Source organism: Paenibacillus sp. HGH0039 (genome assembly GCF_000411255.1).
Lineage (GTDB): Bacteria > Bacillota > Bacilli > Paenibacillales > NBRC-103111 > Paenibacillus_F.
This window is the reverse complement of record NZ_KE150412.1, coordinates 1,387,871-1,412,284: the sequence shown is the minus strand read 5'-3', so window position 1 is coordinate 1,412,284 and position 24,414 is coordinate 1,387,871. Positions and strand designations below refer to the sequence as shown.

The following is a 24,414-nucleotide window of genomic DNA, read 5'->3' as shown; positions in this document are numbered from 1 at the left end:
AGTTCCGAACAAAAAAAAGCCTGTTCTCCTTGCGGAGAGCAGGCTTTTTTTAAGGACAATTTTTTTTAACGAAGATGAACTAATCATTCGAAAGCTTCAGCACCTCGACCAGCTTAAAGAAAAGGCTGAGCACGATAGCCGATACGGTCGCCAGCGCCATGCCTTTCAGCTCGAAGGAACCGATTTTGAGGGCCGCGCCGCTTAGGCCGATAATAAGCACGATGGAAGTCAAAATCAGATTAGTCGCCTTGGAATAATCGACTTTGCTTTCGACCAGCATACGGATACCGGATGCGCCGATAACTCCGAAGAGCAGGAGCGAAACGCCGCCCATCACCGGAGTCGGGATGGTCATGATCAGTGCGGCAAGCTTCCCGGAGAAGGAGAGCACGATGGCGAAGCAGGCCGCGCCGCCGATGACCCAAGTAGAATATACACGGGTCAGGGCAAGTACGCCGATGTTTTCGCCATAGGTCGTATTCGGTGTAGAACCTACGAAACCGGACAGGATAGTAGAGATCCCGTTGCCGAGCAGCGACCGGTCCAGTCCGGGGTCCTTGGACAAGTCCTTGCCGACGATGTTGCCGGTTACGACGAGATGGCCGATATGCTCGGCGATCACGACAAGGGCCGCAGGCAGGATGAGCACGATGGAAGTCAGGTCGAACTGCGGCGTGTACACCTGGGGCAGAGCGAACCAGCTCGCTTCCCAAACTTTCGCGAAGTCGACGATTCCGACTTTGGCGGCTAAGATATATCCGATTACGATCGAGACGAGAATCGGAATGATTTTCATAAAGCCGCGGAACAGGACGTTGCCCAGCAAGGCGATCAGCAGGGTAACGATGGAGACGAGCAGCGCTTTGCCGTCGAGGGGAGCGCCGTCCTTCGGCAGAAACCCGGCCATTCCTGCGGCTGTCGGTGCCAGCTCAAGCCCGATAACGGCGACGATGGCGCCCATGGCGGCCGGCGGGAAGACGACGTCGATCCATTTCGTCCCGACTAGCTTGACCAGGAGGGCGACAAGAACGAAGACGATTCCGACAATAATGAAGCCGCCGAGCGCGGAATTGTAGCTCTTGGTGGCGAGCACGCCGAGCACCGGCGAAATGAAAGCGAAGCTGGAGCCCAGATAGGCCGGAATTTTTCCTTTACACAGAAAGATGTAGAGCAGGGTCCCGATCCCGTTCATCAGCAGCACGATGGCCGGATTTACTTGAAAGAGCGCGGGTACGAGAACAGTGGAGCCAAACATGGCGAACAAATGCTGCAGGCTCAGCGGAATGGTTTTGCCCAGGGATGGCCGCTCATCAACCCCGATGGTACGGTTACTCATGTCCGAACATTTCCTCCTTTATCGCGTTTAAGCGATGATAGCTAGAGTTCCATCGACAAGTTTAGCAGATTTTCGGGATTCGTCTATAGCTTTTTTCGGACCGGAAGGAGAATTTGCGGAAAAAGGTCGTCATTTCCCGAATTTTCTTGTTTTGAGCGGGCTTGACAGTTGACGCAAGGCGTACAATTTAGGCATAATGAATAGAAATATCCATGTTTCGTAGAAAGGGTTTATTCATGGGAATAGAGCAGTTGCTGGAAAAGGCGGCACAGTACTTTAAAGAGACAGAACTCAACCGAATCAAAGAGGCGTACGAGTTCGCGGAACAAGCCCATCACGGGCAGGTGCGCAAATCCGGAGAGCCTTATATTTTACATCCTCTGGCCGTTGCCGACATTCTGGTCGACATGCAAATGGACGTGACGTCCATAATTGCGGCTCTGCTTCATGATGTCGTGGAAGACACTACGGTTTCGCTCGAGGCCGTCCAAGATAAATTCGGCAGAACCTGCGCCATGCTGGTAGACGGTTTGACCAAGCTGGAGCGGATCAAGTTTAAAACCAAAGAAGAGCAGCAGAACGAGAACTACCGCAAAATGTTCGTGGCGATGGCGCAGGATATCCGCGTCATTCTTATCAAACTGGCCGACCGGCTGCATAATATGCGGACCCTCAAGTACCAGTCCGAAGAGAGCCAGCGGCGGATCGCCGACGAGACGCTCGAAATCTTCTGTCCGATCGCCCACCGGCTCGGTATTTCCGCCATAAAATGGGAAATGGAAGATATCGCGCTCCGTTATCTGAACCCGCAGCAGTATTACCGGATCGTCAATCTCATGCAGAAGAAGCGGACGGAACGGGAGAAGTATATCGAGGACGTCATCCGGAATATCCAGGACAAGCTCCGCGAAATGGGAATCGAAGGCGATATTTCCGGCAGGCCCAAGCACATTTATTCCATTCACAAAAAAATGTCTTCGCGCAACAAGCAGTTTAACGAGATCTACGATCTGATGGCCCTGCGCGTCATCGTTGACAATATTAAGGATTGCTACGCCGCGCTCGGGATTATCCACACGCTGTGGAAGCCGATGCCGGGGCGTTTTAAAGACTATATCGCCATGCCGAAGCCGAACATGTACCAGTCGCTCCATACGACGGTAATCGGCCCGAAGGGCGAGCCCCTCGAAGTCCAGATCCGGACTTGGGAGATGCACAAAACCGCCGAATACGGAATCGCGGCCCACTGGGCCTACAAAGAAGGCAACGGCTCCCCCGAGGGAACGTTCAGCGACAAAATGCAGTGGTTCCGTGAAATTCTCGAGCTGCAGAAAGAAACAGACAACGCGTCGGAATTTATGGAATCCATGAAGATGGATTTCTTTACCGATCTTGTTTTTGTGTTCACTCCCAAAGGGGAGGTTATCGAGCTTCCGGCGGGCGCGGTCCCGCTTGATTTTGCGTACCGCATTCATACCGAAGTCGGCAACCGCACCATCGGAGCCAAAATCAACGGCCGGATCGTGCCGCTGGACCACAAGCTCAAAACGGGCGATATCGTCGAAATTTTGACGTCGAAGCATTCTTACGGACCTAGTCAGGATTGGGTAAAAATCGCCCAGTCCTCGCACGCGCGCAGTAAAATCAAACAGTGGTTTAAGAAAGAGAAGCGCGAGGAGAACGTGGCTAAAGGGCGCGAAGGCATCGAACGCGAGCTGAAGCGGCTGTCTTTCGATCCGCAGGCGCTTATGACGGACGAGAAGCTGATGGAAGCGGCGAAGAAGTTCGCTTTCAACGATATCGAGGATATGATGTCGGCTATCGGTTTCGGGGGGATCACAGCAGCTCAGATCTGCACGAAGCTTACGGAGAAGCTCCGCAAAGAGAAGGAAGCGGAAGAAGCCCAGGCGCTGGAATTGACCAACGAGGTCAAGGAAGTCAAGGCGGCTCCGCCCGAGAAGAAAAGCAGACCGGTCAGCGGCGTAAGGGTAAAAGGGGTGGACAACCTCCTGATCCGCTTCGCGAGATGCTGCAACCCGGTGCCGGGCGACGACATTATCGGCTACATCACGCGCGGCCGCGGGGTGTCGGTTCACCGGACGGACTGTACGAATATTCCGGGAGAGAACACGGAGGAAGGCAACCGCGTCATCGAGGTCGAGTGGGCGGATTCCGTGGAATCGAATTTCCACGTGGAAATCGAAATCACGGGGCATGACCGCCGCGGTTTGCTGAACGAAGTGCTTCAGGTCGTTTCGGAAAGCAAAACGATGATTTCCGCGGTTTCCGGTCGTTCCGACAAGAACAAAATGGCCATGATTCACATGACCATCCTGATCCGCAACATCGAGCACCTACATGCCGTTGTGGAGAAGATCAAGCGGGTGGAGGACGTATATTCCGTTCAGCGGATTATGCAGTAAGCACGTCTGGCAAGGAGAGTGGAAGTAATGAAAGTCGTGGTACAGCGCAGCAAGGAAGCGCAGGTTACGGTAGACGGGGAAATCGTCGGCCGCATCGACAGGGGCTTGATGCTTCTGGTAGGCGTGGGCCATGAAGATACGGAAGAGGACGCCAAATATTTGGCGGACAAGATAGCGGGCTTGCGCATTTTCGAGGATGAACAGGAGAAGATGAACTTTTCCGTGAAGGATATCGGCGGCAGCGTGCTTTCCGTTTCGCAGTTTACCCTGTACGGGGACTGCCGGAAAGGCAGAAGGCCGAATTTTATGGGGGCGGCCCGGCCCGAGCAGGCAGAGGCCTTGTACGATAAGTTCAACGGCCTTCTACGCGCACAGGGCCTTCATGTGGAAACGGGGGCGTTCGGACAAATGATGGATGTCGCCTTCACCAATTGGGGACCGGTCACGCTTATTCTCGAAAGCAAAGCTTAATCGGGCGGGGGCAGGGCTGGCATAATGCGGCAGCTCTTTGGACACGCTAAAAGTCGAAGCCGCCGGCCGGAGGGCCGTCTCTTCGGAGAAGAACTTCCTCCGGATCGCCATTAGACAGAGGAGCTTTCCTACACCATGCGCCGATCCCTTAAAGAAAAGCAAATGACCCAGCCCGAGAGCCAGCTCGCTCATTCCGCTTACTCCGAAAGAATACGAGCCGGAGCCGAGCAGTCCGGGATGGAAGCGAGCGGGGAAATCGCCCCCGTGCAAGGAAGATTCAAACGGACGGCCAGAATGCCGCCCCGTTAACGAGACCGGCCTCCCAGCGGAAGGCCGGTTTTCATTTTGCGCAGAGAAGGCAGGCGCAAGAGCGGGCCAGCTTTAAACCTTTGTCCCCCTTGCAAAATATGTTACACTAGTCATGGTCATTTTTAGGAGGAAATGAAGCTATTTGCCGTTTGACGGAGACCGATCGGCTTCATTCCCGTATAAGAAGAAGTGGTGCTTGAGCTTCCCGCTTTTCCGGGCGTTCCAATAAGTTCACGACCCTACAAAACTTCCAAGGCGGATAACGGGTTCAACTCCCCTACTCTCCGCTGTCCCGGCCGTAATCGCCTTTGTGCGGCAATCCGTAAGGCGCCGGATCAATCCGGTACGCTTCGGTGCATGCCGGGACGCAAGCAGTAAAGAAAGCAGTTGGAATACAATGAGGAAGGTGCCCCATGACAAAGAGTAAGAGCAACCATTCGAAGCATGCCGCATCAAAATCCTGGATCGTCTGGATGTGCCTGCTGATCGTGCTGACCGTAATCGCAGCCGCAGCCGCACTTTACTGGCAGTACCGCCACCACAACAAACCGAAGCCGATCGCTCAGCATACGCTGTCCGAAGTGAAATCGGCGGCGAATCTGGAGAAGCAGTACGATGTGATCGTCGTCGGAACGGACCCCGAGGGGGTAACGGCAGCGGTGTCCGCCGCCCGCAACGGGCAGAAGACTCTGCTGGTGGACGGGCACGACCGGGAAATCCTCGGCGGCCTGATGACACTCGGCTGGCTGAACAGCATCGACATGAACTATGTGCCGAATCCGTCCGTGCTCAATCCGCACGACGTGCTGAACAAAGGCCTTTTTTCCGAATGGTACAGTAAAATCGAAGGCGATTCCTTCAGCATCAACACGGCGGCGAACGCATTCTACGACATGGTGCGCGGCGAAAAGAATATCGATCTTATGCTTAAACTTAAATCCATCGAGCCGCTCTTGTCCAATCAGGGACAGCAAACCCGCGTAGAAGGCATCACCCTTACAAAAGAAGACGGAACGAAGCAGGAAATCCGCGCGAATGCCGTGATCGATGCGACACAGGACGGCGATATCGCCGCCGCGGCCGGCGTTCCTTTTACGTATGGCTTGGAAGACCTGGGCAACAAAAACGCCAAAATGGCGGTCACGCTTGTATTCAAGCTGAAAAATGTGACGCCTGAAGTCTGGTCCCAGATCAGCAAGCATTTGAAAACGGACGACGATCCGATGTCCGATGCCAACGAAGTCAGCGCCTGGGGCTACAAAGAGCTATACAACTACCCGGCGCTTAACCCGGAACGCGTGAAGATGCGCGGTCTGAATATCGGCCGCCAAGACGGCGACATGGTGCTGATAAACGCTTTGCAGATTTTCAATATCGACGGTCTGGACGCGAAGTCGCGCGCCGAGGCGTTTGAAATCGCGAAGAAAGAAATTCCGAACGTGGTCGGTTTCCTGAAAAAGAACTACCCCGAATTCGCGGGTGTCGAACTGGCAGGGACAGCTCCGGAGCTGTACGTCAGAGAGACGCGCCATATTCAAGGGGAATACCGCCTGAATATCATCGACCTGCTCGAAAACCGCGACCAGTGGGACCGGATCGCGTTCGGCTCGTATCCGGTCGATATTCAGCGTCTGGCTCCGACGGACACCGGAATGGTCGTCACGCAGCCGGAGCAGTACGCGATTCCTTTCCGGAGCATCGTGCCCAAGAAGGTGGACGGGCTGCTCGTCATCGGGCGGGCGGCTTCCTATGACACGCTTCCGCACGGCAGCGCCCGGGTCATCCCGGTCGGCATGGCCGAGGGTCAAGCCGCAGGCGCCGCAGCCAAGCTCGCCAAAGATGCGGGGCTGAGCTTCCGCGAGCTTGCCGCTTCGAAGGAGAATATTGCGAAGCTCCAGGACATGCTGAACAAACAGGGTGTGGATCTTAAGCCTTTCAGCATGAAGCCGCAGCCGTTTATGACCCACAAGCAGTATGAAGGTCTCAAAGCAGCCGTGTCCATGTCTCTCGTAGGCGGCGGCTACAAGAACGAGTTTGAGCTGGACAAAGTGTCAAACCCGCAGCGCATGGTGAACTATATCACCCGGATGAAGAAAATCATCCCGTCGGCTTACGGCGGCGACCCGAGCGGTTCGCTGAAAGGAATCGACGAGGAAGCTCGCAAGAAGTCCGCGCTGACACTCGATCAGGCTGCCTATACGATGACGCAGGGACTGGGCATCGCGGTTTCGAAGGATGCCGCTCTAGCCGAGCTTTCCAAGCGCGGAATTGTGCAGGAGTCGTCCCTCGCGACGATCAAGGACAAGCAGAGCTTGACCAACGGGGATACCTTTATGCTGATCCTGGATTTGCATAAATACGCCGAAAGCAAAGGCGCGAAACCTGCGTCGCAATAAGATTGTCCGAGATTGTAACGAAATTGTAACTTGATTTTCATCTGGGATTAATGTTCGCGCTCTATACTAAATATCGACCCCCTTTACGATATAGATATCCATGGACAGTCTGCAGCTTTGTGCTGCAGGCTATTTTCTTTTTACGGCCGGATTTCCCAGAGAAACGGGTTGTCAATGCAGGGCAATCATCTGATAGATTTGCCTCTTGTCGCCCGGCAGGGAAGCCTGAGCCACCTTGAGCTGGGAGGAGCCGTTTCCGTCCAGGAATACGCCGTCTACGAGTCCGCTTCTGCCCAGCGATCCCGCGATTGCGGCGCGAAACTGCTCGCCGGTGCACGGCGTCGGCGTTACGACGAGCCAGACGGCGTTGCTTTTGTCGTACACGATGCCGGTCCGCATGCGGGCTTCGTTCAGGGCCGGCATATTCTCCTCCTTGGCGAGCTTGCGCCAGTCGGCTTCGTTTTGCAGGCTCATGGAGATCCCGCCCTGGGCCCAGTAGCGGCTGCGGTCCGCTACCTTCAGCTCGGCCGCGTCGGACGCCTGCTGGACCGTAAACTGCCGGGCCGCGCCGTCCCAGACGAGGGTTCCCCGCTTATGGCCGGTATTGAACCAGCCCGATCCGTATTCGCCTTGCGCCCCCTTGACCGGCTGATCGTTCATAACGGCGATGCTGAGCAGATTGCCCTGCCAGAAAAAGCCGCCGTTGATCCCGAACTCCGACAGCTCCATGATGTTGCCTTTTACGGCTTTGAGCGCGATCCGTTCGGGTTTGGTTTTCGCCACATGCAGCTCGACCCCGTTGGGCGCCGTTATTTGCGCATAGGCGTAAGCAGGAGGGGGCGGGCCTTTTTCTCCGGACTGATGGGCGAAGAGCAGGGTGACGGCAAAACTGGCGGCCGCAACGGCGCCGTAAATCGCAAGCAGCTTGTCTATTCGGGTGAAAAACCGGGGAAGCATAGCCAACCTCCTGTCTGTTCGGCTCTATGATTCTGAACTCTATGATCCTATTCTATGAGGGAGGCGCTAGAGTAGAACCCGCATTTTTCAAATGTCCGAAAAAGGTTTAAAGAAATGACAGCCCGGCGGCGGATGCGCAGGTGAAGGCAGAAACCGGGCCATCGGCGGGATATTAGCTGAATAGACTTACTTTTGACAAGTCACTATGGTAAGATGTAACTAAGGAGATGATGTCGCATGGCAGATTTTCATTTGTGTCCCAAATTCGAGAATGCGTTTGAACTGCTTGGAAAACGTTGGACAGGCTTGATCATTCGGGTCCTTTTGAGCGGTCCCAAGCGTTTTAAAGATATATCCGATATGATTCCGAGCATGAGCGACAGAATGCTGTCCGAACGCTTCAAAGAGCTGGAGGCGGCGGGCATTCTGATCCGGCACGTTTACCCGGAGACGCCTGTACGGATCGAATACGAACTGACCGAGAAAGGCAAGGGCCTCGAACCGGTTATGGACGAGCTGCAAAAATGGGCGGAAACTTGGTAAGGGAAAAGCTTGACTTTGCCGGAAGAGCCGTTTACAATCATCTCTAATACAACCCTGAAAAACTTTGATCCGCTGAAGGGATGAAGTCGTTCGACTCCACGTACTCAGAGAGGGAAGCCCTGGCTGCAAGCTTCCTTATGATGGCCGAGCGTAAGACCTCCCGGAGGACAATCGGTGAACAGAGGGCTGCTGGTGTTTGTTCCTTGCAACATGCCGTGCAGACCGTATCTCATTAGCCGATTTGCGTAGACGGGCGTTAACCGTATGAAGCGAAAATCAGCCGGGCCGGACTTTCCGCGCCGCAGGCCGCCGATTTTCGGAATGTGGGTGGCACCACGGGTGATGGTTAGTTACTGACGTCTCTCGTCCCTTTGACCGTTTTTGCGGTTTTAGGGATGGGGGACTTTTTTAATGGCAAAAAAGAACCAGCCGTAGATGTCAAGACGACGGGGAAGTCGACAAGGAAAGCAAGGAGGAAGCTCGCATGAGCATGCAAAAGCCGAAGGGCACCCAGGACATTATGCCGGGTTCCGTAGAAAAGTGGCAGGCGCTGGAAAGCAAAGCCCGCGACCTGTGCAGCCGGTTCCGTTATCGGGAAATCCGTACACCGATTTTCGAACACACCGAACTGTTCTCCAGGGGTGTCGGGGAGACGACGGATATCGTGGAGAAAGAAATGTACACGTTCCAGGACAAAGGCAACCGCAGCATTTCGCTCCGTCCGGAAGGAACGGCCGGCGTCGTACGCGCGTATGTGGAAAACAAACTGTACGGCGAGCCGGATATCAGCAAGCTGTTTTACATCGGACCCATGTTCCGGTATGAGCAGCCTCAGGCCGGACGCTACCGGCAGTTTCACCAGTTCGGGATCGAAGCGTTCGGCTCGGAGGATCCTTCGCTGGATGCCGAAGTCATCGCGTTCGGTTACACATTTTACCGCGAACTGGGGATGACGGGCGTGTCCGTCGAGATTAACTCGGTCGGAACACCCGAGATCCGGGGAAATTACAAACAGAGACTGCAGGCGTTCCTGGAGCCTTTCAAGGATAAGCTCTGCAAGGACTGCCAGTCGCGGTTCGACCGCAACCCGATGCGGATTCTGGACTGCAAAGTCGACCAGAAGTATTTCGACGGGGCACCCGAACTGCTGGACGATCTGGACGAAGCGTGCCGGAAGCACTTCGAAGCGGTGAAACGCCATCTGACCGCGATGGAGATTCCGTTTACGATCAATCCCCGCCTCGTGCGCGGGCTCGATTATTACACGCACACCGCTTTCGAATATAAAGCGGCGGGCATCGGCTCCATCGATACGATCGGCGGCGGGGGCCGGTATAACGGCCTCGTCTCCGAGATCGGCGGTCAAGATCAGCCCGGCGTCGGATTCGGACTCGGCCTCGAACGCGTTCTGCTCGTCCTGGAATCCCAGGGCGTGCAGCTTCCTCAGCCTCCCGGGCTGGACGTGTACCTGATCGGACTCGGTCAGGCGGCCGAGGACGAGATCGTGAAGCGGCTCTACGAGCTGCGTGCGCACGGCATTCTGGCGGAGAAGGATTACCAGGGCCGCAAAATGAAAACGCAGATGAAATCGGCTGACCGCTCTGCGGCGCGTTTTGTCGCCATTCTGGGGGACGACGAGCTGGAGCGCGGTGAAATTACGGTCAAAACGATGGCCACCGGCGAGCAGGAAACGATCAAGCTGGAGGATTTTGCGGAAGCGATTTTGAAACGGACAAGATCCAGAAACGAAAATGGAGGGGTTCAGTCATTATGATGCTCAAAACACATCATTGCGGGCAATTAACGAAAGCGAACATCGGAGAAACGGTTATTCTGAACGGTTGGGTACAGCGCCGTCGCGACCTGGGAGGCGTCTTGTTCATCGACCTGCGCGACCGCAGCGGTCTTGTGCAGATCGTCTTCAACCCGGATTTCTCGGGAGAAGCGCTGGCGATCGGCGACCGCGCCCGTAACGAATACGTACTGGCCGTAAAAGGGACCGTCGTCGAACGGGACGCCGAAACGGTAAACACCAACCTGCAGACCGGTGAAATCGAAGTCCGGATCACGGAAATCGAAATTATGAACGCCGCTAAAAATCCCCCGTTCTTCATCGAAGACGGCATCGAAATCGACGAGACGCTGCGCCTGAAGCACCGCTACCTGGATCTTCGCCGTCCGGAAATGCAGCAGACTCTGATGCTGCGTGCCAAAGCGGCCCGGATTTTCCGCAACTTCCTCGACGAGAACGGGTTCCTTGATATCGAGACGCCGATTCTTACGGGCAGCACGCCGGAAGGCGCGCGCGACTATCTCGTGCCGAGCCGTGTGCACCCGGGCGAGTTCTTCGCGCTCCCGCAGTCTCCGCAGCTGTACAAGCAGCTGCTCATGGTGAGCGGACTGGAGCGGTACTACCAGATCGCGCGCTGTTTCCGCGACGAGGATCTGCGGGCCGACCGTCAGCCGGAGTTCACGCAGGTGGACATCGAGACGTCCTTCCTGTCCCAAGATCAGCTTCTGGACATGATGGAGCAGTTGATCGTGCGTCTGTTCCGCGAAACGGTCGGAGCGGAGATTCCGACACCGTTCCAGCGTCTGACGTACGCGGAAGCGATGGACAAATACGGTTCCGACAAGCCGGACCTGCGCTTCGGTCTGGAGCTGTCCACGGTGACCGATATCGTGGCGGACAGCGACGTAAAAGTATTTAACATGGTCGCCAAAAACGGCGGCATCGTTAAAGCCTTGAACGCCAAGGGCTGCGGCGCGACGTGGAGCCGCAAAGAACTTGACGATCTTCAGCCGTTCGCATCCCGCTACGGCGGCAAAGGTCTCGCCTGGATCACCGTGAAGGAAGGCGAGTGGAAAGGGCCGATCGTCAAATTCTTCAAGGAAGAAGAGATCGCCGCGCTGACCGAGCGTCTGAACGTGGAAGAGGGAGACCTGCTCGTCTTCTCCGCCGACAAACCGAAAGTCGTATACGACGTATTGGGCAACCTTCGCCTGAAAGTCGGCCGCGATCTGGGTCTGATCGACGACAAAGCCTACAAATTCCTGTGGGTCGTCGACTTCCCGATGTTCGAGTACGACGAAGACGAGAAGCGTTATGTCGCCATGCATCACCCGTTCACCCGTCCGAAGGACGAAGATCTGCATCTCTTCGAAACGGACCCGGGCCAAATGCGCGCCCAGGCCTACGATATCGTGCTCAACGGCTACGAAGTAGGCGGCGGTTCCATGCGGATTTACCAGCGCGAGGTGCAGGAGAAAATGTTCGCGGCGCTCGGATTCACGCCTGAAAAAGCCAAAGAAAAATTCGGCTTCCTGCTCGAAGCTTTCGAATACGGCACGCCTCCGCACGGCGGAATGGCATACGGCTTCGACCGTCTGGTGATGCTGCTTGCGGGACGCACGAACCTGCGTGAAACGATCGCCTTCCCGAAAACGGCAAGCGCGTCCGATCCGCTTACCGATGCGCCGAGCGAAGTCGACGAGAAGCAGCTTGAACAGCTTTCCATCCGCATCGCGTTGAAACAACCGGCAGCCAAAGCTTAAGTTCGGCAGCCGCCACGCTCCCCGGCCGTGTAAATTTTACAGGCCGCAGGGTAAAATAGACGAAACAGGGAGGGACCTTCGGGTCCCTTTTTTCGGGTCGCAGAGGTAAAACCAAGCGCACGACTTGACATTAGCCACCGAATCAGGTCAAACTTAGCGTAAACCTATCATATTGTTAGCTGACAGAGGAGGAAATTCCGAATGCTTCATCAATTCTCCCGGACGGAACTTGCCATTGGACCCGAAGGCCTTGAGGTTATGAAAGGCAGCACAGTAGCCGTTCTCGGTATCGGCGGAGTCGGTTCCATAGCGGCCGAAGCCCTGGCCCGGACCGGAGTCGGACGAATTATACTGATCGATAAAGATGTGGTGGATATTACGAATGTGAACCGTCAGATCCATGCCCTTACGACGACGGTAGGACAACCTAAAGCCGAGCTTATGCAGGAGCGGATCAAGCTCATCAATCCCGAATGCGACGCCATCGCTCTGCGGATGTTCTATACGGAGGAAACGTACGAGCAGCTGTTTGACTACAAGCCGGACTATGTTCTGGACGCTTCGGATACCATCTCCTATAAGATTCATCTCATCAAGCAGTGCCTGGACCGTAAAATCCCGATGATCTCCAGCATGGGCGCGGCGAATAAAATGGACCCGACCAAGTTCCAGGTCGCGGACATTTCCAAAACGACGATGGATCCCATTGCCCGGGTCGTCCGGACGAAGCTCCGCAAGGAAGGCATCAAAAAAGGCGTGAAAGTGGTTTTCTCGACGGAAGAGCCGAAGAAACCGCGCGAAGATGTCACTCAGCGCATTGTTCCGGAGAACGCGCCGGAAATCCGCAAAGCGCAGCAGCCTCCGGCGAGCAACGCTTTTGTGCCGCCCGTTGCGGGCCTGATCATGGTCAGCGTATGCGTCAAAGACCTGCTGCACAACGCCGGTATTGACGTTTAACTACCCTTGCGAAGTCACAATAGCACCTAGAGAGGCAGGAAAGGTATGGCTTGGAAAAAGGTTCTCCTCACTTTATCCGCGGCTGCCGTGCTAACTTCGATAGCCGGACAGGCCTTCGCGGCGGAGCACCGGGAGGCGGAACGGGCCGGCGGGAGCCGGGCCGAAGCGCCGCGGGAGGGACAGGCAGCGGGGGCGGAAGTCGGCCCGGCCGCAGGCCGCCTCTTCGCCGATGTGGCCCCGGATAACCGCAACGCGGACGCGATTGCGGATCTGGCTGCGCGGGGCCTCATCGAAGGAACGGCATCCGGCCGGTTCGATCCGGACGGGGCACTGACCCGCGAGCAGTTTGCCAAGCTGCTCGCATCCGCCTTCGGACTCCGAACGTCCGAAGGGCCGACCCCCTTCGTCGACCTCGTGTCCGCGTGGTCGACGCCGTATATTTCGGCTGCCTATGCGGCAGGCCTCGTTGACGGCGTAACGGCCGTCAAGTTCATGCCCGCGCAGCCGGTAACCCGCCAGGCCGCCGCCGCGATGGTGTGGCGCTGGCTGGAGGCCCGGGGCGTCGAAGCCCCGGCGGCTGCACCCGGCCCGAGCGCGAGCGATGCCGATGCGTGGGCACAGGCGTCCGTGCACAACATCATGGCGCTGGGGCTGCGCAGCGATTCGGGCGCGAGCTACGAACCGAAGCGCGTCATGACCCGCGGCGATGCGGCTGCGCTTGTTTCGCGGGCGCTGGCACTCCTGGAGGCGACGGCCGGGGAGCGCGCGGCTAAAGCGGCGCAGCCCCTGACGGCGGACAAGGCGGCAAGCCTGATCAGGTTTAGCGAGCAGAAGACGGCGGAGCTGTTTCTGAGCCTCTTCGACCATGAACTGGCTTCCCGTACGAAGCCGCCATTTGAAGCGATCCAGCCGGCCCTGAGCCGTTATTATGCGGACCCGGGAAGCTGGAGAACATTCTATGAGCGTCATCTGGGCGGGATCTACGAAGCCGTGGCCATTTTTCCGGCTGTATCGATGCCCGTGCCTTCGTTTAAAATCGTCAGTGTGACGGACGACAGGGTCAAAGTCCGGGGCAAGAGGCCGGAAGGGGCCTACACGGATTCGGCCTTTCTGACGTATACGCTGCTCAAACGAAACGGGAACTGGGTCATCGGCGGCCGCGAGGAAGAGAAGCTTACGGAGCCGTTCACCCGCGAAGAGGCGGAGGGAATTGTGGTCCGGTATTACAAAGCGGGCTCCGGTCTGTTCGAGCGGGAGGAGAGCGACCGCTACCTGTTTACCGTGACGGACAAAGGGGAGAAGCTGCGGTTATCCGTCAGCAAGGCCAAGGGAATTCTGGCGCTGGAAGAAGACTGAGGGCTTCTCCGTCAGCTTCTCTTCTCCTAAATAAACCTGTTGAATACGTTCGAATGTTTTGAAGCGATTAGCCTTCGTTCCGCTTTCCCGGCGGGGTGAGGGCTTTTTTGCGTTCCGCCGCAAGGCGGACGCAGGGGGACACTCGGTTTTTTTGTGCGCGTACAAAGACAAACGGCCGGAAATACGGTCTGCCCGGAGTGTTCGGTTATGCTTGTTCGGCAGGTTGCAAATACGAAGCCTTGGAATGACATGGAAGTAAGCTGGGCAACGTAAACCAAAGAACCGTTCGGATAAGAGAGGAAGGGAGGGGAATAACGGATGACCGGCACGAATGCGACGACGGAGCAGATCGAACAATGGTTGGCTGAGAAGCTGGCGCTTTCCGCCGATCTGGAAAATTGCGAGCTTACTTCGGATGGCAGGACGATGCGGCTGATTTACATGAAAAGCTTGTGCGATTCGAAAATGATACGGAGATTTTTTATCGCCCCGTTTTTTGAAATCCGTTCGATGGACCTCTATGTGCAGTATATTTCGTCCCTGCCCAGCGGCATAGAGTTTACGAATGTGGTCAGAGCGCTCGATTTGATTCTATCGGGGTCAGTGGCTCTGTTCGTAGACGGTAAAATATACCTGCTGGAAGCCTTGCAGGACGTCAAGAGCAGTGTGGGGGACGCCACGGTGGAAGCGATCGTGCAGGGCCCTCAGGACGCCTTTACGGAATCCATTTTTACGAACCTGAACTTGGTCCGCCGTCGTTATAAATCTTCCAATCTGAAAATCGAAAATTCAACGGTCGGCTATTTGTCCCAAACCGCGGTCTCGCTCGTTTACGACGACCGAAAAGTCGACAAGGGTATCCTTACCGACGTTAAAGATAAATTTTCGCAGCTGAAGGTAGACAAGATTCAATCTTCCGGCGAGCTGGAGAAAGCGCTGAGTCCGCAAGGCTTCCGGCTGGTGCCTACGATGATGACGACGGAACGGCCCGACCGGGTCATCGATAACTTGAGCGAGGGCAAAATTATCATTCTGATCGATACGAGTCCCTTTGCGCTTATTCTGCCGTCCACCTTTTTTGACTTTTTTACGGCTATGGACGATAAAGTGCAGCTCCCGTTCGTCGGTTTTTTTCTGCTCATTCTCCGTTACGTCGGCCTGTTTATGACCTTGACCCTGCCTGCTCTTTACGTGGCCTTCACTTCCTATAATCCCGAAATTTTGAAAATGAACTTGACGCTGCTTATCGCAGGAAGCCGGGCAAGCGTGCCGTACCCTTCTTTTGTCGAGGTTCTGATTATGCTCGTTATGATGGAATTTCTGATCGAAGCGAGCTTGCGGCTGCCGAAGGCCATCGGACCTACGGCGACGACGGTTGGCGGTCTGATTCTGGGGACGGCTTCCACGGAAGCGGGACTGGTCGGAAGCATCATGATTATTCTCGTGGCCGCGGTTGCCATCTCCAACTTTGTTATTCCGATCAACATGATGAGCTTTTCGGTCCGTTTCGCGAAGTACTGGTTCGTCTTGCTGGCCGCTATTTTCGGACTGCTCGGCGTAGTCGTCGGGGTCATCGGCAGTATTTTATACTTATGCAATCTTCGCAGCTTCGGGCGCCCTTATATGCGGCTGTTTCATATACGCGAGCAGCGCAGCGGAGGTACGGATGGTCACCAATAGATATGTGTACTGCTTGATCGCCATCAATGCTTTAATCAGCATTATCATTTATGTGCCGAGAATTTTGCTGCAGCACCGGTTCGACGGCGCGTGGACCTCGATTCTCCTCTCGGTCGTCATCAGCTACCTGCTGATCCGATGGTTCACGACCATGCTGGCTTCTTTCACCCGGCAGGGGTTTCCGGAAATGATGAAGCAGTATCTGCCAAATTGGGTGAACGTGTCCGTCCAGCTGCTTATGATCGGGCTCTGGTTTTTTGCCGGGGCCATTACGCTTTTGTCATTTGTGGATATCACCCTCCGTTACATAAGTCCGGACGTTCCCGCCTTTTTGGTTATGATCGGCTATTTGATTGTGGTGTGCTGGGCCTGTACGCTCAATCCCGCTTCCATTTTGTTCGGGCTCGAGATTTTGCTCGTGCTGAATTGTCCGATTGTCGCGTTCTTCATCATCCGGGCCATAACGTCCCCCATGTTCGACTGGGACGCGGTGCTGCAAACTTTCACATTCAGTCTGCAGTGGCCCTCGTTTCAGGCGGTGGCTGCGGCGACTTTTCTTTTTACCGGTTATATCAATCTGGTTGTATTTAACCGGGTATTCGAAAAGTTTCATATGAGAGGCTATCTGCTTATTTCGCTGTCGGGTCTGCTACTTCTGCTGCTTACGATGATCGTGCCGATCGGAATGCACGGTTCCATGGGCGTATCCACGTACGTGTATCCGTGGTTTTCATTGGCGGATTCCATCCGGATCGATATGTTCCTCGTCGAACGGCTCGTTTTCGTTTTTTACCTGGTTTACATTTCCCTTTTTCTGATCAGCACGATCGTACATTGGCATGTGGCGCAGAACCTGGCCAGGGGGTTGATCCGGTTTCCCGCCGCTGCGCGCGGGTCTAAATATATTCCATTAGGAATCGTTGTCGTTTTCGCTACAGCCAGTATGTGGATGCTCAAATTCAATCAGGAAGGGCTGATAAGATCCGGAGAGATCTTTCTTGAAATCAGGCTCGTGGCTGAATTTATTTTCGTGCTGCTGATTTTCTATATGTATCGGAAGGAGAAAAAGAAGTGAGGTACAAGCTGCTGCTGTTTATTCCGGCTCTGCTGTTCCCGCTGCTCCTCGGCGGCTGCAACTTCAAAGACATCGACAAACGCATTTTTGTGATCTCGATGGGGATAGACAAGTTGGATGATCAGAAAAACAACCTTCGGGTCAGCCTGAAACTGGCCATTCCCCAAGGGAATCCCAAAGAAGGGACCGAGCAATTCGACATTATAGTCGAGGAAACCAAGACGGTTGCGGACGCGGTAAGGAAAGCCAAGTCCAAGGTGGACAAAGAGCTGGATTTCGGTCATATGAAGGTGTTTCTGATCGGGGAAAATATGGCTCACGATGATATTTATCAGATTATCAACTGGGGGGTGCGGCGCAGGGATATTCAGCTCATTACGCTGCTGGCCATTGCCAAGCCAACAGCCTTGGACGTCCAGAAAATCAAGCCCCAGTCCGAGCGTATTCCCTCCAACGCCCTAATACTCGGCCTTTCCAAAAGCGGAACGGAATCGCCCTACATCGTAACGGAGTATTTATTCGATTACCAGCGGCGGCTCGAGGAAAGAGGAATGGATCCCATTCTTCCGATCGTCAAAGCCGAAGGAGATCATTTTAGAATCGATCAGCTGGCGCTCATGAAAAAACACCGGATCGGAATTGAGCTGAGTCCCAATGAAACGAAATTGTATAACCTGCTGACAACCAAAAACTTAAAAACGAACCTGAGCGGTAAAATGGAAGGAAACTTGTACGAACTGAATCTGGAAAGCTCGCGGGCTTCTTATAAAATAAACGCACGGCCGGGAGAAGAGCCGGTACTCGCGTACGAAATTCACATCAAAGCGACTTTGGAAGAAAACGAGAGCCATGAGAACATGACCCGGTCTGTTCTGGATACTATCGAAGACGCAACGGCAAAGGAAATAAACGGACAGGTGGAACGATTCCTGAAGAGGCTCCAAAAACATGAGACGGACCCGATCGGCTTCGGCCTGCATTATATGTCCCGCCGTTGGGATAATGCATCGGAATGGGAAGACTGGCAAAAAATATACCCTAAGCTGACATTCAAAGTGGACACTCATGTCCGTATCCACTCCGCGGGAACGGCGCATTAGGCCGGGTACTTCGACAAATAAGAGGCGTCAACAGTATAATAGGTAGATACTCTACATGCTGTTGAAAGGCGGAATTGCAGATGGAAATGGACTTATTCAGTGCCGCTGCCGAGAACGATTCCCGCGGAAAGCTTCTCGCGGACCGGATGCGGCCCCGCACTCTTGATGAATATATCGGCCAGGAACATATCGTGGGTCCCGGCAAGCTGCTGCGCCGGGCGATCGAGGCCGACCAGATCACGTCGATCGTGCTGTACGGGCCTCCCGGCTGCGGTAAAACCACGCTCGCGCACATTATATCGGAGAAGACGTCCGGCGATTTCGTAAGATTGAACGCCGTGGACGCTTCGGTCAAGGATGTCCGCGAGGTGATCGAGCAGGCCAAGTCGGCCAAGGCGCTGTACGGGCGGCGGACGATCCTGTTCCTCGACGAGGTCCACCGTTTCAACTCGGCCCGTCAGGACGCTCTGCTGCCCGCCGTGGAGCAGGGCACGATCGTGTTCATCGGAGCGACGACCGAGAACCCGTTCCACTACGTGAACGGGGCTCTGCTCTCCCGCTCCACGCTGTTTCAGCTTCACGGCTTGACCGAGAAGCATGCCCGCATCGCGATGGAGCGCGCCCTCTCCGATGAAGAGCGCGGACTCGGCTTTCTGAACATCGAAGCCGAAGAAGAGGCGCTTGCGCATATCGCGTTCATGGCGGGCGGAGATATCCGCCGTGCGCTCAATGCGCTGGAAATCGCCGCGCTGACGACCTCGGCGGATGCGGACGGCGTCGTCCGCATCACGCTGGACATCGCGGAGGAATCCATCCGCCGCCCGACCGTCAAAGCGGACGAGTCGACGCAGTATGACGTCCTCTCCGCGTTCCATAAGAGCGTTCGGGGGTCGTCCGACGCTGCTCTCTTCTGGTTCCTGTACGCCGTGGAGAAGCTCGGCATGGACCCGATGACGTTTATCCGGCGTCTGACCGTCGCCTGCAGCGAAGACATCGGCCTGGCGAATCCGCAGGCTATGGTTCAGGCGGTTTCGGCTATGGAGGCCTATCACAAGATCGGCTGGCCGGAGGCGAAATATATCGTCTGCCAGGCGATTCTGTTCGCTGTGGAGAGCCCGAAATCCAACTCCATCCCGCTTGCCATCGGACGTGCGATGTCCGCCATGGACAGCATCGGAAAGGCGGAGGTTCCGCTGCATCTCAGGGATACCCACTACAAGGGAGCGGAACAATTAGGGCATAAAGGCTACATGTATCCCCACAATTATCCGGGTCATTACGTGAAACAAGCGTATTTGCCGGAACAATTGGAGGGCGAGGTGTTTTTTAATGCCACGGAACAGGGTATGGAAGAGAAGATGAAAATAAATCAGCAGCGCCGGAACCGATGACCCTTCTAGAAGAGCCTGCGGCTTCCGGCAGGAACTGCAGGTAGCTGAAGGAGACCGATTATGACGGAGAAATATATTTTTCTCATTGCCGTCCTGCTGTTCGCCGGCGTGCTTATGTCCAAATTTTCGTCCCGTTTCGGACTTCCGGCTCTCGTCTTTTTTATGCTGGTGGGCATGGGGCTCAATCGTTTTATTTATTTTGACAACGCCCAGTTGACGCAGTGGTTCGGTTTGATGGCGCTTATCGTTATTCTGTTCGACGGAGGCATGCACACGAAGTGGACGCACGTGAAGGAAGTGATCCGGCCTTCCCTGATGCTCGCTACCTTAGGCGTACTGCTGACTACGGTTATCGTGGGGCTAAGCGCCTACTGGATTTTGCAGGTATCGCTTAAGGAAGGGCTTCTCCTTGGTGCCATTGTCGGGTCTACGGACGCCGCGGCGGTATTTGCCGTTCTCGGCAATCAGAACGTAAAGAGAAGGCTGACCTCGACGCTGGAGGCGGAATCCGGAACGAACGATCCGATGGCCGTGTTTCTGACGGTTTCCCTCATCGAGCTTATTCAAATGCCGGACACGAGCATCCTTCTTCTGATCGGCAGTTTTTTATGGGAGATGGGTTTGGGGCTTGTGCTGGGACTGGTCATCGGCCGTCTGGCCGTTTGGAGCCTCAACAAAATCGATTTGGATTCTTCAGGGCTGTATCCCGTTCTGGCGCTTGCCTTTGCCATCTTTACATACGGGTCTACGGCGCTGCTTCACGGGAGCGGACTGCTGGCCGTCTATGTGATGGCCCTGCGGCTCGGCAACGCGGATTTTGCCTACCGGTTCTCGATCACGAGGTTTCATGAAGGGTTTGCCTGGATGATGCAGATCCTGATGTTTATGCTTCTCGGACTGCTGGCGTTCCCGGACGATCTTATCAGTATTGCCTGGCAGGGAGTAGCTCTTGCCCTTATTCTGATGTTTGTTGCGAGACCTGTCGGGGTATTCGGAAGCATGCTCGGCACCGGATTTCAATACCGGGAAAAGCTGCTGATCTCGTGGGCCGGTCTCAGAGGAGCCGTTCCGATCGTACTCGCCACTTATCCGCTGCTTGCGGGACTGGAGCACGGACGCATGTTTTTTAACATCGTTTTCTTCATCGTGCTTCTATCGACGCTGATTCAGGGTTCAACCATTTCCGTCCTGTCCAAAAAACTGGGCCTTACCGAAGGTTCGGCGAAGAACGATACCCACACCCTTGAGCTTCTGGCTCTCGGGAAAGCGAATGCGGAAATTATCGAAATTAAAGTGACGGAAAACGGTCCGGTCAACAACAGGCTGATCAGTGACCTGGATCTTCCGGAAGAAGTTCTCATTACGGCCATCGTCCGAAAAGGAAAAATTATAACGCCTCACGGGAATACGGAGCTTATCGAAGGGGATCTTCTGTATACGCTCGTTTCGAAGCCGATGAGGGAGAAGGTCAAGAAAATCTTTTATGAGGAATCCCCCGCCATCAAACCTGCCGATCTTACGCCCGAGAAAGGGCTGTGAACACAGCTTTGGAGCCGGAACAGCTAACGGGGTAAATTATTTCCCAGGTAATCAATGCTGCACCTATTGTAAGTATGCTTGGCCTATACATGTACTTACAAAAAGAACGCGAATCCCTTTTGGAGGGATTCGCGTTCTTTTTGCTGCCGATGCCGAGCAGGCAGCCTGCTTAGACTGCAGCTGCCGCGCAAGCAGACAACCGGTCCCGATTGAAGCCAGGGGCGGCCGCGGTGATGCGGAGCCGCCCAGGCAACATTCCGGAGGGCATGTTCTGTCCGCTTTCCGTGAACCGCCGCTGCTCAACGAGCGAATGCTTCCGTCAAAGTACACGGCCCTGCGGCCGCTCTTATGAGCCCTACGGCCCGGGATGGTTCATCTTAGCGGTGCACCTTATCGATGATTCCGCCGCCCAGGCAAATTTCGCCGTCGTAGAAAACGACGGACTGGCCGGGCGTGATCGCTTTCTGCGGCTCGTGGAATACCACTTCGGCCGCTCTGTTCTCGCCCAGTGTTACCGTAACGCCCTGATCAGGCTGACGGTAACGGAATTTAGCCGTACAGGCGAACTCACCCTGAGGTTTCCGTGTGCTGATCCAGTTCACGTCCGTGGCGGACAGGCCTTTGCTGTAAAGGCGCGGATGCTTGTCCCCCTGAACGACGTACAAAATGTTGCGTTCAAGGTCTTTGTCCGCAACGAACCAAGGCTCGCCGGTACCCGAGCCGCCGATTCCGAGTCCCTGACGCTGACCGAGCGTGTAATACATCAAGCCGTCGTGGCGGCCCTTCACTTCACCGTCCAGCGTCTGGATGTCTCCCGGCTGGGCGGGCAGGTATTGGCTCAGGAATTCTTTGAAGTTCCGTTCCCCGATAAAGCAGACGCCGGTACTGTCCTTCTTCTTGGCGGTCGCAAGGCCTGCAGCAGCCGCGATTTCGCGGACCTGAGGCTTCGGCATGTGCCCGATAGGGAACATGGCTTTCGAAAGCTGGTACTGGTTCAGCGCGTGCAGGAAGTAGGTCTGGTCCTTGTTCGAATCGTTTCCGCGAAGCAGAACGAATTCCCCGTCGCGTTCCTCCAGGCGGGCATAGTGGCCGGTCGCGATAAAATCGGCGCCCAGATCAAGACCTTTCTGCAGAAACTCGCCGAACTTGATTTCCCGGTTGCACATAACGTCCGGGTTCGGGGTGCGCCCGCTTTTGTATTCATCCAGGAAGTATTGGAACACCTTCTCGGAGTACTCTTTTTCAAAATTAACCGTATAAAACGGGATGTCGATCTGGTCGCAGACTCTCCGTACGTCTTCCGCGTCTTCCTCGGCGGTACAATGGCCGAACTCGTCGGTATCGTCCCAGTTCTTCATAAAGACGCCGATGACGTCATAGCCCTGCTCTTTCAGCTGCAGAGCCGCTACGGAAGAGTCTACCCCGCCCGACATACCGAGAATGACTCTCTGTTTGCTCATGGCCGGTTCTAATCCTTTCTTGCCAAAAATGGCTGGTGACACCTGTATGAACCTCAGGGTTCTACCCATTATAACGCGCTTTTCGCAAAGTGAAAATATTTCATCAAGATGTCATGGTTTTGTAACCAAATTAATCGGAATTGTGATAACATAGTAAAGAACATGCCTAAATGGAATGAATCATAGAGAAATAGGTTACCCTAGAGCTAGTAATCTTACACATAAGCAGGGGTAGAAGAGGTGTTAATTTGAAAATTTCAACAAAAGGCCGTTACGGCCTCACTATAATGATGGAACTGGCCGCAAGATTCGGGGAAGGGCCGACCTCGCTGAAAAGTATCGCAGAGAAACATCAACTATCCGAACATTACCTGGAGCAGCTCGTAGCTCCTCTGAGAAACGCAGGTCTTGTTAAAAGTATCCGCGGCGCCTACGGCGGATATATCCTTTCAAAGAACGCGGAAGAAATTACCGCGGGTGAAGTGATCCGAGTCCTGGAAGGGCCGATTTCACCGGTCGATTTTACGGAAGAAGACGATCCGGCCAAGCGGGATTTGTGGATTCGTATCCGGGACAGCATCGCGGAGGTTCTGGATTCCACAACTCTGGCTTCTTTGATTTCTTATCAAGAAGAAGGCAAACGCGACAGCTATATGTTCTATATTTGATTGCAGGGTGACCACTATGGGAATATATCTTGATCATGCCGCTACAACTCCTCTCCATCCGGAGGTGCTGGAAGCCATGATGCCTTACTATACGGACTATTTCGGCAACCCTTCAAGCATCCACAGCTACGGCCGGGCCGCCAAGACGGCGCTCGACCGTTCGAGGAGCGCTTTCTCGGCGGCAATCGGCTGTTCACCGGCCGATCTGCTGTTTACGAGCGGGGGAACCGAGAGCAACAATACAGCTTTGTACGGGGTCGTCGAAACCTTCGGGGGCAGACGGGCTCACGTGATTACAACCCAGATCGAGCACCATGCGGTGCTGCATCCGGCAGAACGTCTGGCGCGAATGGGCTGCGACGTTACATTTCTGCCAGTAGATATGACCGGTCTTATCCGAATAGAAGACTTGGAGGAAGCCATCCGGCCCGAGACCGTTCTGATCAGCGTCATGTACGTGAACAACGAGGTCGGCACTATCCAGCCGATCGAAGAGATCGGACGGTTGGCCAGAAGCCACGGCATCGCTTTTCATGTGGATGCGGTTCAGGCGCTGGGGAAGCTTCCGATAGATCTGTCCGTGCTTCCCGTAGACCTCATGAGCTTCTCCGCTCATAAAATCAACGGGCCCAAAGGCATCGGCGCTCTCTTTGCTTCCCGTAAGCTTCAATTGGCTCCGCAAGTATTGGGAGGCTCGCAGGAACGTAAAAAAAGAGCCGGCACAGAAAATGTGGCCGGAGTAGTCGGTTTTACAAAAGCACTGGAAATATATAACAACAATAACAAAGAATACAACATTCAAACTTCCGAGTACCGCCAACATATGGAGCGGATTTTCCTGGAGGAACTGGGGCCTGACGGTTTTGTGGTCAACGGCAACCCTGATGTGTCCGCTCCCCATATTTTTAACGTGAGCTTTCCGGGGAGCCATACGGAAACCCTGCTCATGAATCTCGATCTGGAAGGTATCGCGGCTGCCAGCGGGTCCGCCTGCTCGTCGGGCTCTCTTGAACTTTCTCATGTCCTGCGGGCCATGGACCTTCCAGAATCTGTATGCAAGTCGGCTGTCCGTTTTAGTTTTGGTTTTGGGAATTCTATAGACCAAATTGAGACGGCGGCCCGTAAAACCGCAACCATCGTGAAGCGGATTCGTAGATAAGAGAAGGGCGCGCCCTTTGGCGGCGGCAAGCTGTCACGA

General features: G+C 55.0%; 19 protein-coding genes. 16 read left to right on the top strand and 3 right to left on the bottom strand.

From position 1 onward, the window contains the following. Positions 1–79: 79 nt before the first annotated feature. Positions 80–1,336 carry a uracil permease gene (gene uraA / locus HMPREF1207_RS06095; RefSeq protein ID WP_009674279.1) on the bottom strand — a complete coding sequence of 419 codons (1,257 nt, stop codon included), beginning with the start codon at positions 1,334–1,336 and terminating at the stop codon, positions 80–82. A gap of 236 nt (positions 1,337–1,572) precedes the next feature. Here uraA and HMPREF1207_RS06090 point away from each other — a divergent pair, with 236 nt between their 5' ends. From HMPREF1207_RS06090 to HMPREF1207_RS06080, 4 genes are all read left to right on the top strand, one after another. Further along, positions 1,573–3,759: a RelA/SpoT family protein gene (locus HMPREF1207_RS06090; RefSeq protein WP_009674274.1), complete on the top strand. Its 2,187-nt coding sequence runs from the start codon at positions 1,573–1,575 to the stop codon at positions 3,757–3,759. 27 nt (positions 3,760–3,786) lie between these two features. Continuing rightward, positions 3,787–4,230: a D-aminoacyl-tRNA deacylase gene (dtd, locus tag HMPREF1207_RS06085; protein WP_009674275.1), complete on the top strand. Its 444-nt coding sequence runs from the start codon at positions 3,787–3,789 to the stop codon at positions 4,228–4,230. A gap of 135 nt (positions 4,231–4,365) precedes the next feature. Next, positions 4,366–4,539, top strand: a complete 174-nt coding sequence (locus HMPREF1207_RS29655) for a hypothetical protein (RefSeq protein ID WP_009674290.1) — start codon at positions 4,366–4,368, stop codon at positions 4,537–4,539. Positions 4,540–4,952: 413 nt separating this feature from the next. After that, complete coding sequence (locus HMPREF1207_RS06080) at positions 4,953–6,935, top strand: FAD-dependent oxidoreductase (protein WP_009674283.1); 1,983 nt, start codon at positions 4,953–4,955, stop codon at positions 6,933–6,935. Positions 6,936–7,106: 171 nt separating this feature from the next. Here the strand turns inward: HMPREF1207_RS06080 and HMPREF1207_RS06075 are convergent, their stop codons facing one another. Then, positions 7,107–7,892 carry a phosphodiester glycosidase family protein gene (locus HMPREF1207_RS06075; RefSeq protein WP_009674286.1) on the bottom strand — a complete coding sequence of 262 codons (786 nt, stop codon included), beginning with the start codon at positions 7,890–7,892 and terminating at the stop codon, positions 7,107–7,109. A 237-nt stretch (positions 7,893–8,129) separates the two neighbouring features. Between HMPREF1207_RS06075 and HMPREF1207_RS06070 the strand changes: the two genes are divergently transcribed. The 10 genes from HMPREF1207_RS06070 (at position 8,130) to HMPREF1207_RS06025 (ending at position 21,088) form a co-directional block, all read left to right on the top strand. Continuing rightward, positions 8,130–8,435 (top strand): winged helix-turn-helix transcriptional regulator, encoded by a 306-nt coding sequence (locus HMPREF1207_RS06070; protein WP_009674280.1) that lies wholly within the window; start codon positions 8,130–8,132, stop codon positions 8,433–8,435. A gap of 484 nt (positions 8,436–8,919) precedes the next feature. After that, positions 8,920–10,209, top strand: coding sequence for a histidine--tRNA ligase (gene hisS / locus HMPREF1207_RS06065; protein WP_009674281.1), 1,290 nt, complete (start codon positions 8,920–8,922; stop codon positions 10,207–10,209). Continuing rightward, positions 10,206–11,990: an aspartate--tRNA ligase gene (aspS, locus tag HMPREF1207_RS06060; protein ID WP_009674288.1), complete on the top strand. Its 1,785-nt coding sequence runs from the start codon at positions 10,206–10,208 to the stop codon at positions 11,988–11,990. The genes hisS and aspS overlap by 4 nt, the downstream gene beginning before the upstream one ends. A 201-nt stretch (positions 11,991–12,191) precedes the next feature. Then, positions 12,192–12,947, top strand: a complete 756-nt coding sequence (locus HMPREF1207_RS06055; RefSeq protein WP_009674276.1) for a tRNA threonylcarbamoyladenosine dehydratase — start codon at positions 12,192–12,194, stop codon at positions 12,945–12,947. Positions 12,948–12,992: 45 nt separating this feature from the next. Next, positions 12,993–14,303 (top strand): S-layer homology domain-containing protein, encoded by a 1,311-nt coding sequence (locus HMPREF1207_RS06050; protein ID WP_009674289.1) that lies wholly within the window; start codon positions 12,993–12,995, stop codon positions 14,301–14,303. 318 nt (positions 14,304–14,621) lie between these two features. Next, positions 14,622–15,983: a spore germination protein gene (locus HMPREF1207_RS06045; protein WP_009674287.1), complete on the top strand. Its 1,362-nt coding sequence runs from the start codon at positions 14,622–14,624 to the stop codon at positions 15,981–15,983. Then, the gene (locus tag HMPREF1207_RS06040; RefSeq protein ID WP_016423505.1) at positions 15,970–17,058 is read left to right on the top strand and encodes a GerAB/ArcD/ProY family transporter; all 1,089 of its coding nucleotides are present in this window, start codon (positions 15,970–15,972) and stop codon (positions 17,056–17,058) included. The genes HMPREF1207_RS06045 and HMPREF1207_RS06040 overlap by 14 nt, the downstream gene beginning before the upstream one ends. Beyond that, positions 17,055–18,158 (top strand): Ger(x)C family spore germination protein, encoded by a 1,104-nt coding sequence (locus tag HMPREF1207_RS06035; protein WP_009674291.1) that lies wholly within the window; start codon positions 17,055–17,057, stop codon positions 18,156–18,158. The genes HMPREF1207_RS06040 and HMPREF1207_RS06035 overlap by 4 nt, the downstream gene beginning before the upstream one ends. 86 nt (positions 18,159–18,244) lie before the next feature. Continuing rightward, positions 18,245–19,549, top strand: coding sequence for a replication-associated recombination protein A (locus HMPREF1207_RS06030; RefSeq protein WP_369994063.1), 1,305 nt, complete (start codon positions 18,245–18,247; stop codon positions 19,547–19,549). Between the two features lie 60 nt (positions 19,550–19,609). Next, positions 19,610–21,088: a potassium/proton antiporter gene (locus tag HMPREF1207_RS06025; RefSeq protein ID WP_009674277.1), complete on the top strand. Its 1,479-nt coding sequence runs from the start codon at positions 19,610–19,612 to the stop codon at positions 21,086–21,088. Between the two features lie 377 nt (positions 21,089–21,465). On the opposite strand, the gene mnmA is transcribed toward HMPREF1207_RS06025, so the two are convergent. After that, positions 21,466–22,548, bottom strand: a complete 1,083-nt coding sequence (mnmA, locus tag HMPREF1207_RS06020; RefSeq protein WP_009676581.1) for a tRNA 2-thiouridine(34) synthase MnmA — start codon at positions 22,546–22,548, stop codon at positions 21,466–21,468. A gap of 248 nt (positions 22,549–22,796) precedes the next feature. Here mnmA and cymR point away from each other — a divergent pair, with 248 nt between their 5' ends. Beyond that, positions 22,797–23,216 (top strand): cysteine metabolism transcriptional regulator CymR, encoded by a 420-nt coding sequence (gene cymR / locus HMPREF1207_RS06015; RefSeq protein WP_009676580.1) that lies wholly within the window; start codon positions 22,797–22,799, stop codon positions 23,214–23,216. A gap of 16 nt (positions 23,217–23,232) precedes the next feature. Next, positions 23,233–24,375: a cysteine desulfurase family protein gene (locus tag HMPREF1207_RS06010; protein ID WP_009676578.1), complete on the top strand. Its 1,143-nt coding sequence runs from the start codon at positions 23,233–23,235 to the stop codon at positions 24,373–24,375. Positions 24,376–24,414: the final 39 nt, after the last annotated feature.

Coding starts and splice junctions, on each gene's coding strand:
- uraA (WP_009674279.1), bottom strand. CDS start 1,336: ATGAGTAACCGTACCATCGGGGTTGATGAGCGGCCATCCCTGGGCAAA.
- HMPREF1207_RS06090 (WP_009674274.1), top strand. CDS start 1,573: ATGGGAATAGAGCAGTTGCTGGAAAAGGCGGCACAGTACTTTAAAGAG.
- dtd (WP_009674275.1), top strand. CDS start 3,787: ATGAAAGTCGTGGTACAGCGCAGCAAGGAAGCGCAGGTTACGGTAGAC.
- HMPREF1207_RS29655 (WP_009674290.1), top strand. CDS start 4,366: ATGCGCCGATCCCTTAAAGAAAAGCAAATGACCCAGCCCGAGAGCCAG.
- HMPREF1207_RS06080 (WP_009674283.1), top strand. CDS start 4,953: ATGACAAAGAGTAAGAGCAACCATTCGAAGCATGCCGCATCAAAATCC.
- HMPREF1207_RS06075 (WP_009674286.1), bottom strand. CDS start 7,892: ATGCTTCCCCGGTTTTTCACCCGAATAGACAAGCTGCTTGCGATTTAC.
- HMPREF1207_RS06070 (WP_009674280.1), top strand. CDS start 8,130: ATGGCAGATTTTCATTTGTGTCCCAAATTCGAGAATGCGTTTGAACTG.
- hisS (WP_009674281.1), top strand. CDS start 8,920: ATGAGCATGCAAAAGCCGAAGGGCACCCAGGACATTATGCCGGGTTCC.
- aspS (WP_009674288.1), top strand. CDS start 10,206: ATGATGCTCAAAACACATCATTGCGGGCAATTAACGAAAGCGAACATC.
- HMPREF1207_RS06055 (WP_009674276.1), top strand. CDS start 12,192: ATGCTTCATCAATTCTCCCGGACGGAACTTGCCATTGGACCCGAAGGC.
- HMPREF1207_RS06050 (WP_009674289.1), top strand. CDS start 12,993: ATGGCTTGGAAAAAGGTTCTCCTCACTTTATCCGCGGCTGCCGTGCTA.
- HMPREF1207_RS06045 (WP_009674287.1), top strand. CDS start 14,622: ATGACCGGCACGAATGCGACGACGGAGCAGATCGAACAATGGTTGGCT.
- HMPREF1207_RS06040 (WP_016423505.1), top strand. CDS start 15,970: ATGGTCACCAATAGATATGTGTACTGCTTGATCGCCATCAATGCTTTA.
- HMPREF1207_RS06030 (WP_369994063.1), top strand. CDS start 18,245: ATGGACTTATTCAGTGCCGCTGCCGAGAACGATTCCCGCGGAAAGCTT.
- HMPREF1207_RS06025 (WP_009674277.1), top strand. CDS start 19,610: ATGACGGAGAAATATATTTTTCTCATTGCCGTCCTGCTGTTCGCCGGC.
- mnmA (WP_009676581.1), bottom strand. CDS start 22,548: ATGAGCAAACAGAGAGTCATTCTCGGTATGTCGGGCGGGGTAGACTCT.
- HMPREF1207_RS06010 (WP_009676578.1), top strand. CDS start 23,233: ATGGGAATATATCTTGATCATGCCGCTACAACTCCTCTCCATCCGGAG.